Origin of the sequence: Microtetraspora malaysiensis (assembly GCF_050947145.1) — a bacterium.
In the GTDB taxonomy this organism is placed as follows: Bacteria; Actinomycetota; Actinomycetes; order Streptosporangiales; family Streptosporangiaceae; genus Microtetraspora_A; species Microtetraspora_A malaysiensis.
Genome location: NZ_CP191998.1, coordinates 5844443 through 5856685, shown reverse-complemented (window position 1 = coordinate 5856685; position 12243 = coordinate 5844443). Strand labels below are relative to the sequence as shown.

The 12243-nt window shown below is 68.7% G+C and carries 11 protein-coding genes; 7 read left to right on the top strand and 4 right to left on the bottom strand.

Translation table 11 applies throughout. The features are described 5' to 3' along the window. The first annotated feature begins 10 nt into the window (after nt 1-10). Entirely contained in the window at nt 11-1384 is a 1374-nt protein-coding gene (locus ACQP1V_RS27640; protein WP_433413003.1) for an MFS transporter, read from the top strand. A 221-nt stretch (nt 1385-1605) separates the two neighbouring features. Here ACQP1V_RS27640 and ACQP1V_RS27635 read toward each other — a convergent pair whose 3' ends face one another. Both ACQP1V_RS27635 and ACQP1V_RS27630 read right to left on the bottom strand, forming a co-directional pair. Then, complete coding sequence (locus tag ACQP1V_RS27635) at nt 1606-1839, bottom strand: hypothetical protein (protein WP_433413002.1); 234 nt, start codon at nt 1837-1839, stop codon at nt 1606-1608. 254 nt (nt 1840-2093) lie between these two features. Then, complete coding sequence (locus ACQP1V_RS27630; protein ID WP_433413001.1) at nt 2094-3035, bottom strand: hypothetical protein; 942 nt, start codon at nt 3033-3035, stop codon at nt 2094-2096. A gap of 302 nt (nt 3036-3337) precedes the next feature. Here ACQP1V_RS27630 and ACQP1V_RS27625 point away from each other — a divergent pair, with 302 nt between their 5' ends. After that, nucleotides 3338-4900 (top strand): hypothetical protein, encoded by a 1563-nt coding sequence (locus ACQP1V_RS27625; protein WP_433413000.1) that lies wholly within the window; start codon nt 3338-3340, stop codon nt 4898-4900. A gap of 273 nt (nt 4901-5173) precedes the next feature. Next, nucleotides 5174-6649 carry a M48 family metallopeptidase gene (locus tag ACQP1V_RS27620; RefSeq protein ID WP_433412999.1) on the top strand — a complete coding sequence of 492 codons (1476 nt, stop codon included), beginning with the start codon at nt 5174-5176 and terminating at the stop codon, nt 6647-6649. A gap of 151 nt (nt 6650-6800) precedes the next feature. On the opposite strand, the gene ACQP1V_RS27615 is transcribed toward ACQP1V_RS27620, so the two are convergent. Both ACQP1V_RS27615 and ACQP1V_RS27610 read right to left on the bottom strand, forming a co-directional pair. Continuing rightward, the gene (locus ACQP1V_RS27615) at nt 6801-7703 is read right to left on the bottom strand and encodes a hypothetical protein (protein WP_433412998.1); all 903 of its coding nucleotides are present in this window, start codon (nt 7701-7703) and stop codon (nt 6801-6803) included. Beyond that, the gene (locus tag ACQP1V_RS27610; protein ID WP_433412997.1) at nt 7700-8728 is read right to left on the bottom strand and encodes a nucleoside hydrolase; all 1029 of its coding nucleotides are present in this window, start codon (nt 8726-8728) and stop codon (nt 7700-7702) included. Before ACQP1V_RS27610 ends, ACQP1V_RS27615 begins: the two co-directional genes overlap by 4 nt. Before the next feature lie 461 nt (nt 8729-9189). Here ACQP1V_RS27610 and ACQP1V_RS27605 point away from each other — a divergent pair, with 461 nt between their 5' ends. From ACQP1V_RS27605 to ACQP1V_RS27590, 4 genes are read left to right on the top strand one after another with little or no spacing between them, the layout of a single operon-like run. Continuing rightward, complete coding sequence (locus tag ACQP1V_RS27605; RefSeq protein ID WP_387418308.1) at nt 9190-9717, top strand: RNA polymerase sigma factor; 528 nt, start codon at nt 9190-9192, stop codon at nt 9715-9717. After that, nucleotides 9714-10514 carry a zf-HC2 domain-containing protein gene (locus ACQP1V_RS27600; RefSeq protein ID WP_433412996.1) on the top strand — a complete coding sequence of 267 codons (801 nt, stop codon included), beginning with the start codon at nt 9714-9716 and terminating at the stop codon, nt 10512-10514. The genes ACQP1V_RS27605 and ACQP1V_RS27600 overlap by 4 nt, the downstream gene beginning before the upstream one ends. Next, nucleotides 10511-11356, top strand: coding sequence for an ABC transporter ATP-binding protein (locus ACQP1V_RS27595; protein ID WP_433412995.1), 846 nt, complete (start codon nt 10511-10513; stop codon nt 11354-11356). Before ACQP1V_RS27600 ends, ACQP1V_RS27595 begins: the two co-directional genes overlap by 4 nt. Beyond that, complete coding sequence (locus ACQP1V_RS27590) at nt 11353-12183, top strand: hypothetical protein (RefSeq protein WP_433412994.1); 831 nt, start codon at nt 11353-11355, stop codon at nt 12181-12183. The genes ACQP1V_RS27595 and ACQP1V_RS27590 overlap by 4 nt, the downstream gene beginning before the upstream one ends. The last annotated feature ends 60 nt before the right edge of the window (nt 12184-12243 follow it).

Here is a 12243-nt window from a genome sequence, read left to right as displayed (position 1 = left end):
CATGCGTCGCGTGACAACCACCCAGACCGCCATGACCGTAGCCCATATCGGGCTTGAAGAAAGGAGATCTGTGGCAGTACAAAACAGACAGGAGTCGACTTTCCCGGAAGGGGTTGCTCCTCCGAGTGGCGGCCGTTCTCCCCGAATCTTCGGCGTCGGCGGCCAGATGTTCTCATCTCTGAAGCAGTATCCGAACTTTCGGCGGCTATGGATCTCGAATCTTTTCTTCTTCGGGGGCGTGTGGACCCAGACATTGGTCCTGGGCTGGATCGTGTTCGATATGACCGGTTCGGAGTTCCTGATGGCGGTCTTCACGGCGGTCAGATTGGCTCCGATGTTGCTGGGGCCGCTCAGCGGTGCGATTTCGGACCGGTTCGACCGGATCAAACTGCTGCTGGTTGCTTCCGCGTTGGCCTTGGTCACCATCACCGTGGTCGCTGTGCTCGCCTCGACGAACCATATTTCCTACTGGGGGTTGGTGATCGGTGGTCTGTGCATCGGAATGACGCAGTCCCCGTCGCAGCCGGCGCGGTCGACGCTGGTGCTCGATTTCGTCGGACGTGGGAGTTTGAGCAACGCGAACGCGCTGAACTCGATCGCGATGAATATGACGCAGGTCATCGGCCCTGCCGTCGGAGGCGGCATGATCGCCGCTTTCGGGGCACCGGTCGCCCTCTGGATCTCCGCAGCATTGTACTTGATATCCCTGATGGCTTTATGGCCGCTGAGAAAGGCAGGAAAGGCCGCGACTCACGCGGCCGGCGAGTCGCTGGCGAAAATGCTGGCGCTCGGAGCGAAAGCCGTATTCTCCAACCGCCTAGCTACATCGGTGCTGCTGGTCACCTTGATCGCCAATATTCTGCTTTGGCCGATCTATCAGGCGTTCATGCCTATTTTCGCGCACGTCGGCTTGGGGCTGGACGCGGGCGGCCTCGGTTGGCTGCTCACCTGCAGCGGACTGGGCGGGCTGCTGGGATCTCTTTCCATAGCCGCTCTCGGTGACTTCAAATTCAAAGGCGCGCTTTTCGTCATCGGCACGGGTGCCTGGGGTGCGCTGTGGGCCGCGTTCGCGCTATCAAGTTCAGTCCCCCTGTCATTCACCTTGATGGCGGCCATCGGATTGGCAAGTTCACCTTTCGGTATCCTCCAAACCACACTGCTGCTGATGATGACCGAGCCTTCCGTGCAAGGACGAGTCATGGGTATACAAGAACTGGCCATCGGCGTCATGCCTCTTGCCGCACTCGCTCTCGGAGCGGCTGCCGAACTCATCGGTGTGGCGGCAGTGGCCCTGATCAGCGGCGTACTGCTCGTGCTCCTTCTGGCAGTTCTCACCGCGAGAGTGCCAGCACTACTGCGATACAGCGGATCAACCCAGGGGTGAAGTCTCATGCGGAATTCCGGCCGCGCTCGCCATCTCCGAGCGGAGCTGCTCAGCCTTCTGGCGCTTACAGTTGCAACTGCTGCACGCCCGAGCGATGACACGCAGCCCGGCGAGTAGCGTGGTCCACATGCGGGGCGACGGTGGATGTCGGCTCGCGAGTTGATGTTCCTTTCGCCCCTGGAATTGGGTGAGGTGTGCTGGCCAGGGGCCTCGCTTCTGGGCTATGGACGCGGCTGAGCAAACAATCCCGGCTCGGCCTCGATGAGGATGCCGCGGCTGACCAAGCGTTTGAGCTTCGAGCGGATGTTCTCGGTGTGCTTCGACACGATGGGCAGGTCCAGGGCCTCGCACAGGTCGCGTGTATGCAGCTGGCGGCGCAGGTCGGCGAAGACAGTGGGAATCTGCTGGTAGGCGGGGTGGTCGGGCAGCGCGGGAGGCGGTTCGGGTGACGCCACACCCGTCTCGGCGTCGCCCTCGTCGGCGAGGGCGACAAGGGTCTTGCGCGTGATCCGCAGGTGATCGATGGCCTTGTCGAGTTCGCGCAGCTTCGCGGCAATCCGGATCTCGGGTCGCGCCGATCTGTGGATCTACAACGTAAAGGCGCCCGGATCGGCCTGTGCCTGCACATCAGGGTGCGTACGGCGCACCGACAGTCGGGCGACCCACGCCGAGCGAGACGCGGGCGCGGGGTGACCGATCAGGAAAGGGCTCAGCGCGTCGTGATCTCGCCGCCGAGGAGCTTGGCGGCATTGGCCAGGCGGGTCGCGTTGAGCATCTTGATGCTGGCCAGCCGATCGCGATGCCGGGCGATGATCCTTTTCTGGTAGTCGGCGTAGACCACCTGCCTGACGCCGCAATAGTTGGTGTCCAGGCGGCAGTCGGCGTCCGCGACGGCCGTCTCGATCTCCGCGAGGGTGCCGCGCGGTTTCTCAATGTGGTCGTCGGCGGCTGTGACCGCCCATCGCGGATCGCCGCTGGCGTCGGCGGGTGTCGCGTAGTCGAATCCGGACCCCTTCATGCAGGTGCTCCACGAGCGCTCGGCAGCGCGGATCCTCAGGTCCTTCCAGGCGAGGTCGGCCGCGTCGTAGGAGAAAGTGAGAAGTTCTTTGTCGTTGAACTTCTTGGCGCGTTCGGCTTCGGAGACGCCTTCCGCTCCCCGGTTGAGGATGCCGTCCGCCTCCGTGAAACACCCGCCGCGCGGCACCGCCTGGCCCCGGAACCGCCTGGCCTTCCCTTCGAGCACGTAGAACTGCTCGTCGGTGACCGAGTACCCCCGGATGCCGGTCTGTGCGGCTGACTCCTCCTCCGCCTGCCCCGGCGGGCCTGCGTACCCGTACTTCTCGGCCCGGTCCGGGTCGAACCAGTCGAGGTAGGCGGCGTTTCTGGGATAGCGCACCGGCTCCGTCGAGGGGCCCTCGAAGTCGATCCGGAACCGCCGCATGCAGTCCTTGACCAGCATGAACCGCGCACGCTGGACCCGGGCCTGATCCTCGGGGGCGAGGTGGTAGTCGTCCAGCGGCAGGACGAGATCGGACGCCTCGCGCGGCACGGGCAGGTCGCCCGCCCCGCTCGCACTGCACCCGGCGGCGGCGACGACGCACAGCAGCGCCGCGGCCCGACGGAGGTCCCTGGACGACGACATGAAGATCATCGGCTATTTGTATCGAATTGAGGCGAATCGCGCCCCGGAAAGCGCAATAAATGCGCAATTCCAGTCCGGACGTGGCGGAAAGCGTGGACGGGATGATCTCGTATACGCCATGCCGTATCGGACTCGCGCCCGAGACTCTTGTGAGATCTCCTCGCCGAGGATGGAATCGGTCACGCACGGCCTTCGCTCGGAAAGCGCTCCACGTCGCCGCAGGACTCCCGGGAGGAGAGAAGGTGCCTCTGGAACGGTTTGTGAGCACGACGGTGGAATCCCCAGGATGGCCGCCGGAGACATTCGCCCAGATGGCGGACGGCCCCCACTGGCTCCCGATCATTTACCGCACCGCCCGCCGCGTGTACCGAGACCTGCTGGCAGTCGGCGCGATGACTCTCGCCCCCGGCGTGGGATTGCCGCTGATCGTGCTGGTCGCCATGGGACACCGGATCGTCATCGTCAACGGGTCGCCGCATCTGGTCCACTACACCCTCGCCGGGATCGGTGCCCTCGCCGCCGCCGGACTCGCCGCGATCCTGTCCGGACTGCTCTTCCTGGTCGCTGGCAGCCGCGTCGTGCTGGACCACATCTGCGGACGGCCCGTGTCGGCCATCCGCGCCCTGTGGGCGATCCTCCGCCGACCGCATTCGTTCCTGCTGCTCGCCGTCCAGTTCGGCGTGGCTTTCACTGCCCTGGTCGGCGCCGCGTTGTGGCTGTCGGTCACGGTGCGATCCGTCATTCCTGGGCTGATCCTGCTGCTCGGGGTGGGCGTCTTCCTTCTGCTGCCAGCCATGACGGCCTGGGCCGCCGGGCGGCCGGTCGTCTTCCGCGCCTCGGGCTACCCGGAACTGATTTTCTGTGACGACGCCGCCTGCACTGGGAGTCGGACCACCGAGCTGAGGGAGTACTTCGACATCCATCCGGGGGTCGCCATGGCGGCCGACGGCTCGCTTGCGGTCGCGGGGTGGACGCACAAGCCTGGCTGGAAGACGGAGCTGGAGACGTTCTCGTGCCGCCCCGATGGCTGCGCGCGGAGGTCCGGCTCGCCGCTGCGGGTCGCGAAGGATGCCGAGCTCGAGGTGCGCGCCGCCGCCGTCGCCACGCGGAACGGCATCGTCATCGCCTCGATCGCCCCCGATCCCGATGACCGGGACGACCGGAATGGCCGGAACGCACTCGTCGACCTCACGACGTGTCCGGAGATCACGTGCGCACACCCGATCACCGTCCGGCTGGGCCGTCTGCTTTCGCACATCACGGACGTGACAGTGGACGAGCGCACCCTCGCCGTCACCGCGTCGCCGGACGGCCGCCCGATCGTCGCGTACGCGGACAGGTACACGCAGGAGACGACCCTGGCGATCTGCGACTCCGCCGTCTGCGCGCACCCGGTGATCCGTACCTTCGATCCGACTCAGTGGCGGCAGGGCGCCTGGTCCTGGGGGCCGCTGCGTGTGCAGGTCGCGGTCCGGCCGGACGGCCGGCCGGTGATCGTGCGCAATGATCCGCACGATCTCTCCACGACGATCGTGGTCTGCCGCGATCGGGTGTGCTCGGGGACTCCGCGCACCGCGCGGGTCACCGAAGTGGTCGCGCTGGGCACACCCGGTCTCACGCTGGACCCGCGTGGACGGCTCCTGCTGGTCGGATATGACCGTGACTATCCGCTTATGTCCATTCTGACCTGCGAGGATGACGCCTGCACGAGCCGGTCGACCGGCCAGCTCGTGCCCGCGTACGGGTTCGGCTATTTCGATCTCGCCGCCGGTCCCGACGGCCGGCCGCGCCTCCTGTGGTATGGCCGGCTCGGCCCCGCTGGCACCGACGCGTACCACCTGCTGACCTGCGTCGACGCCCGCTGTTCGGCGTGAGAGAGGTGCCACCGCCGTCCGGAGGCCCCACCGTCGCCGCCGGCTCCGGCGGCGAGCAGGCGGGCCTTCCCTCGGCCTTCCCTCGGGCGGACGGCTACGGAGTGCGCGTGCGCAGAATGGCGGAGTTTTCGGAAGTGGGCGGGGCCGTACGACGCGGACGTGTCAGGCTTCGTGAGGTCGCCAGGGCGAGGACAATAGTGGCAAATGGGGTGACAGGATGCGCAAGATCCGTTAATTTCGGCCGTCTCGTCCTCGCCTTCCAGGAGTTCCGACATGGTGACCGCGTTGCGCGCGACGATCGCGTTCGGCCTGCTGGCGGGCTTCTACGTGCTCGTCGCCGCTGTACTCGGAGCCGCAGCGCTCGTCGACGTCGCCGCCGTACGGCACATCACGGTCGGCTCGCTGAAGATTGCGATCGTGCTTACCCTGGCCGCCCTGGCGCTGCTGCGCGGTCTCATCCTGGTCAACCGGCGCGGAAGCCAAGCGAAGCCGGGTGTCGCGGTCGGCCGCGAGGACGAGCCGGTGCTCTGGCAGACGGTCGAGGAACTCGCCGCGCGGGTGGGGACCCGCCCGCCGGACGAGATCCGGCTGGTCGCCGAGGTGAACGCCGCGGTGAGCGAAGACACGAGCTGGCTGGGGCTGCTGGCGGGCCGCCGGACCATGTACGTCGGCCTGCCGCTGCTGATGACGCTCACCGTCGACGAGATGCGCGCGGTGCTGGGACACGAGCTGGGCCACTACAGCGGAGCGCACACACGGCTGGGCACACCGGTGTACCGCGGCCGGATCGCCGTGCTCGCGGCGGTTCAGTCCCTGGAGAACCACCCGTTCATCCAGAAGCTCTTCTCCCTCTACGCCACGCTCTTCCTGCGGGTCTCCCAGGCCGTCTCACGCAGGCAGGAGCTGGAGGCCGACAGGTTCGCGGCCGCCGTCGCGAGCCGTGAGGCCGCCGGAAACGCCCTGCGCAAGGTGCACGGCACGGCGGACGTCTGGAACTTGTACATGGAGCGGTACGTCGGCATGACCGGCATGGCGGGCAGCCGTCCGGCCGACCTGTTCGGCGGCTTCCACGCCCTCGTCGACGTGCATCGGGCCCAGATCGCCCAGGCGGACGGGGCCGACGAGGAGACCAGCCCGTACGACTCCCACCCGAGCCTGCCCCAGCGGTTGGTCGCCATCGCCGCTCTGGAGGACGTGCCGCACGTCCGCGACCCCCGTCCCGCGCCGGCGCTCCTCCGGGACCCCGCTCTCACGGCGAACGCCGTGGAGCAGACCTTCTGGACCGATGAGGCGCTGAGGCTGCGCCCACTGCCCTGGGAGGAGATGGTCGCCCAGGGCATGTACATGGGCCTCAACGACGAAGCGGTGCAGGACCTCTCGGTCGCGGGTCAGCGCATCGTGGGTGGGCCGGCGCCGTCCCTCGACGCCGCCCTGGAGGCGCTGGCCCGGGGCCAGGCCGCCGCCCTCCACGAGGAGCTCGTCCGGCTCGATTGGCGCCCGTCGCCGGACCTGGTGGCAAAGGTCCTGGCCCGCGCAATCGAGGGCGTGCTCATCGGAAGCGGCAAGGCCCGGTGGACGCTGTCGTGGACCGGCCCCGCCACGCTGCTCGACGCGGCGGGCAAGAAGGTCGACGTGGACGAGTTCGCCGCCCGGCTCGCGGCCGATCCCACGCAGGTCGCGGGCGCGCGGGAGTGGTTCGCCCGGACGGGTGTCTCGCTGCTGCCCGGGGTGGGGACGCCCGTCTCGTAGCGGACAGCCGTCCCTCCCCGTGAAAGGCCTTTATCGGCAGCTATGAGCTCCTGATGTCCCAGATCCGGCGCCGATTCCGATCGGCGGAGGAACCTCCGCTCTCCTGAAGCGGGTGCCGCAGACATCCGATCTGTCTTTACTGCGGCACCTCCTACCCCCCTGATGCCGAGCGGGCACGTCGGCGGAGGAACCCCCAGGGCAGGACAGCCAGACCCCAGATGAGGGCCGCGACGCCCCAGCTCGTGCCGGGGTTCGCCGGGTGGTCGGGGTAGCCCATGGCGAGGGCACCGAAGCTCATCGAGGCGATACCCGACGTGACCGCAGGAATCGGGTGTCCCCAGGCGACCAACGCGACCAGGGCGATGCCCAGGGCCGCCTGAACCGGCCAATGGTCCAGCCCCATCGTGATCTCCATCGGTTCACGGCCTTCCTCGGCGGCCCGGATCATGTCGGCGGCGTACCAGATCCAGGGGAGTGCCGCCGCCGCCGCGAGCGCGAGCGGCAATCGGGATCGGGGGTCCGGGGCGGCGCCCCATCGGCTGAGGACGACGGCGAGCGCCCCCACAGCGCCCACGACGCCCAGCCACGCCGCCGATGCGGCCTCGCCGAGCACCATAGCCGCGGCTGCGCCGGCGAACGGGGCGACGGCGAGAACAAGATGCCAGGTCCGCGGTCTGCCCGCGGTCGTCCAGCCGCGGAGCATCGCGGCGAGCACTCCCACGCAGAGTCCCAGAATCGCGGTGACAGCCAGAAATGCCGGCTGGCCGGCGAGCACGCCGGCGAGGCCGATCACCGTCCCGACGACGATCACTTCCCCAAAGGCCGCGGCCCGCGCCGCGGGATTGAGGAAGACGACCAGGAACGGCACGGCCACCAACAGGGAGAGCACCAGCCCCCAGCCGCCCTCCAGCATCGACGCTTGGACAAACGCGGGCGACGGTGCGGCGATGGGGACCGCGAGGTCCACTGTCCCGAACCCCGGATAGACGGCGGCTCCGATCGCGCAGCAGAGGGCGAGGGCGCGCGCGGGCCACGCGAGACGGGATGCGTTCATGAGGTACGTCCTCCGGCGAGGCGGTCGACATAGATGTCCCAGAATTTGGTGGGGTCGACGTGGCTGACGACGTGGGCGGGGGAGGCGCCCTGGACCGCCTTGCCCGTCGCCGGCTCGGCGGAGACGGGGCGGTCGCTTGTGTCGGTGACGATGTCGGGCTGGAGGAAGACGGCCGCCGCGACCGTGTCCCAGACGGGCATGCTGTAGGCGGGATTACCCGCGAAGATCGAGCCGTGCAGGTTCCGCAGCGGCGTGGAGAGGGGCGCCGCTGGGGCCGCGACCACCCTGTCGTAGATCTCCTTGTCGTACAGGAGCTCCTGGCAGGCGTCGAGGGGGATGACGGTCTTTTCCCTGAAGGGCGCGTCGAGCGCGGTCTCGGCGGCTCGGGGGTCCCACCACCAGTTGAACTCGGCGTCCTTGGTGACGCTGCCCGGCACGTCGAACGCGCCGCCCATGAACACGACCCCGTTGACGAGGGGCACGATCTCGGGATGGTCCTCGATGGCGCGGGCCAGGTTGGTGGCCGGGCCCAGGGCCAGGATCGTCACCTGGTGTGGATTGCTCTTCACCTGGTCGGCGATGAACTCCGAAGCCGTGGTGTCCCTCGGTTCGGTGGTTGGGTATCCCAGACGTGGTGTCTCGCTCAGGTTCCGGTAGCCGAGGGGCCGGGGGCGGGCCAGCGCGCCGGCGTAGGGGAGGGAACGGTAGTTCTTCCCGTCGGGGCGGGTCCGTGGGTCCGCGGTGGCTCCCCGGATGACCGGTATGTCGGTGCGGCCCAGCAGTTCCAGGAGCCGCAGAGCGTAGGCGGCCCCCTCCTCCGGCCAGGTGTTGCCGCCGACCGTGGTGATCCCGAGCACCTCGACCTGGGAGGAATCGAGCAGCATGGCCGTGGCCAGAGCGTCGTCGTTGAGCTCGCCGGGGTCCTCGTCAATGATGATCTTTCCCGCGCCGGGGGGCTGGTGCAGCGTGGTGGGAGCCGAGCACGCCGCCAGCGCGACCGCGAGCAGGATGATGAACTTTCTCACGCCGACCTGTCGGGAAAAAGGGTGAATTGGGTTCGATGAACCGGTCACACCCTCCGCGGCGACAGAGGAGGATGAATCCGACCGCCGCGGCAACGGGTTCGCCTCGGCCGTGCAGGACTGGCGGTTCGACTCCCGTTGCCCGGCTTCCGTCGTCATCCATGAGCACCACACCAGCCACGGAGACCCGCCGCCCCCTGGGAGCGCGGGTGCGCGGATGGTCTGCCTGACGGTTCCGTTCTAGCGAAACAATTGGACGAGTACGGCGCGTGCAGTACGGGCGACCTCTCCGGGCCGTCGCCGGCGGTGACGAGCGCGCCCGGAGACGTCGCACGGCGGCCACGCGTCGTGGCTCGCCCCGCGCCGCCGCCTTCCCTTGGGTGAGCCTGTCGTGAACCGTATGGAAGCCGCGGCGCGACAGAGGACCGAGGAGCTATCGAGGCACAGACCGACAGGCAGAGGCGATGAACGATAAGGCGGAGTGGAGTGACGCTCGATTACTGGGCGCGATCGCGGATGGGGACCGGCGTGCGCTGGAGGTCGTGTACGAGAGGCACGCGCCGTGGCTCCTGCTCCGGCTGAGTCGACGGTGTGCCGACCAGGCGGTCGTGGACGAGGCCGTGCAGGACACCTTCGTGGCGGTGTGGCGCACCGCGGGTAAGTGGAACGGCAAGGGCGAAGCGGCGGCGTGGATCTGGGGGATCGGCATCCGCCGGTTGCTGGATCTGCTGCGCAGGCGGCCCCTCGTGGTGTCGCCGGCCTATGAGCAGATCATGGTGTCGGCCGAGGAGCAGGTCCTGCTCGGAATCGAGTACGGCGATCTGGGCCGGGCGCTGGACAGGTTGTCGCCGGAACTACGGGCGGTCGTCCAGGCCACTGTGCTTGACGGGCTGACCACGCGGGAGGCGGGGAAGCTGCTGGGCATCCCCACGGGGACCGTCAAGACGCGGATGATGCGTGCGAAGGCCCTGCTGAGGGAGGAACTGACATGACCTGGCACATGGACGGCGGCCTGGCGACCAGGTACGCCGACGGGGATCTCGACGCGACGCTGGCCGCCTCGGTGGAGGCCCATCTGCTGGCATGTGCGCGGTGCAGGGGGCTGCTGACCCCCCAGGTGCCGCGAGCGCGGCTCGATCGGCTGTGGGATGAGATCGCCGAGGCCGTGGACAGTCCCGTTCCCGGGCCGTTCGAGCGGCTGCTGCGTCTGGTCGGCGTGCGCGATCACACAGCGCGGCTGCTGGGCGCGGCCTACTCGCTCCACCTGTCGTGGATCTCGGCCGGCGCGCTCGCCCTGCTGTTCGTGGTGCTGGCCGCCAGGGAGACGACCAGATGGGGCCTGGTCGGCTTCCTCGCCCTGGCGCCGATCCTGCCGGTCGCCGGAGTGGGCTTGGCCTACGGCCGTGGGGCGGACCCGGCGTACGAGATCGGACTGGCCGCACCGTACTCGGCATTCAAGGTGATGCTGATGCGCGCGGCCGCGGTGCTGGTCACCTCGGCGCTGCCCGCGCTCGTCATCGGCTTCGCCCTGCTCGGTCAGACCTGGACCGTCGCCGCTTGGCTGCTGCCCGCGCTGGCGCTCACATCCCTGTCCCTTGTGCTGTCCCGGTGGTTCGAGCCCGCGCATTGCGCGCTTGCGGTGTCGATGCTCTGGCTCGCCGGGATCGCCGGCACGAACGTGCGCGAGCCGAGCCTGGCGATGTTCAGCACCGTTGGGCAGCTCGGCTACCTGACCATAACGGTCGTTTCCGGCGTGCTTCTGGTAGCGCGCCGCAAGGAGTCCTCATGAGCGTGGTCGTCGAAGGTCTGACGAAGGCCTATGGCCGGAGCAGCCATGCCCTGGACGGGCTCTCGTTCACCGCCGGCGTCGGCGTGAACGGCCTGCTCGGCCCCAACGGCGCGGGCAAGACCACGCTGATCCGCCTGCTGGCGACCGTACTCACGGCTGACGGCGGAACGATGCGGTTGCTGGGGAGGGATCCGGCCACCGAGCGGTCGGCGATCCGCCGCAGGCTTGGGTACCTGCCGCAGGAGCCGGGCTATCACCGTGGATTCACCGTGTTCGAGTTCGTCGACTACGTGGCGATCCTGAAGGAGATGGCGGACCGGCGTGCCAGACACGATGAGGTACGCAGGGTGATCGACGCGGTCGGGCTCGCGGACGTGAGCGGCAAGAAGATCCGGGCCTTGTCAGGAGGGATGCGGCGGCGGGTGGGCATCGCACAGGCGCTGCTCGGCGAGCCGGAGCTGGTGCTCCTCGACGAACCGACGGCCGGGCTCGACCCCGAGGAGCGCCTGAGGTTCCGGGAGCTGATCTCCCGAATCGGCGAGAACCGCACAGTGATCCTCTCCACCCACCAGATCGAGGACGTCGCCGCACTGTGCGGCAGAGTGGTCGTGCTCAAGGACGGCAGAAGCGCGTTCGAGGGAGCACCGGAGGAGCTGCGAGCCCTCGCCAAGGGCCGTACGTGGCTCTGGGAGAAGAAGGCGGGTCTGCTCTCCTGGCGTACCGGCGAGGGGGTCTTCAGGAGTATCGGCGACCCGCCCGAGGGCGCTCGACTGGTCGAGCCGACCATCGAAGACGCCTACCTGCTGCTGCTCGGTGAGGCCGCTCTGGTGGCGGCCGGATGACCGGCGTTGCGCGGGTCGTCCACGGCGAGCCGCGCTCCGACGTCCTGGCGGCGATGGCGATCAACGAGATGTGGCGGCTGCTGCGCCATCCGCTCCATCTGCTGGGCGCGGCGCTGTGGAGCCTGGCGATCGCCAAGAACGCGTGGGACGGTCCGCGGCCCGCGTTCAGCGATCTGACCGAGCCGATGACGATGTTCTGGGGGGTCCCGGTCTTCTTCGCGGCCAACCTGGTCGCCTCCGCCGCCCGCCGGGCCGGTGCGGAAGAGATGCTGGGGGTTCTGCCGCGCGGGCGGGCGGAGCGCACGGGGGCGCTGTGCCTGGCCGCGTTCGGCCCGTTCCTCGTGGGCGTCGGCGCGCAGGCCCTCCTCTCCTTTCTCTATGTGGTCACGGAAAACCAGTTGGAGCGGTTTCCGACGGTCGCGGAACTCGCGTGCGGACCGCTCAACCTGCTCGGCGCATGCCTGCTCGGGATCGCGATGGCCCGGTGGACGCCCTGGCCGGGAGCGTCGGTGCTGGCGATGGTCGTGCTGGTGAGCTTCAACCTCATCGTGAACACCACGGGGGCCGGGTACGGTGACGGGGTCGGCCCGTTCTACCTGCTGGGCTTCTACGCCGACTTCGCGGTCTGGGGCCCCGCGCCCTCCCTGGCCGCCGCGGGTTTCAACCCCGGCTCGACCGGCTGGCACGCGGTCTACCTGTTCGGCCTGTGCCTGGGGGCCGGCGCGCTGGCGATCCTGGCCGACTCCTCCCGCCGACTGTTGTGGTCGGCGGTGGGCGTCGTGTCCGTGCTGGTCGTCGTCCTCGCGGGAATCTGGCAGCTGCCGTGACCCCACAGCTGGGTCCGACGCCAGGGGCGGCATCAAGGCCCTGGACGTCACCACTACGGG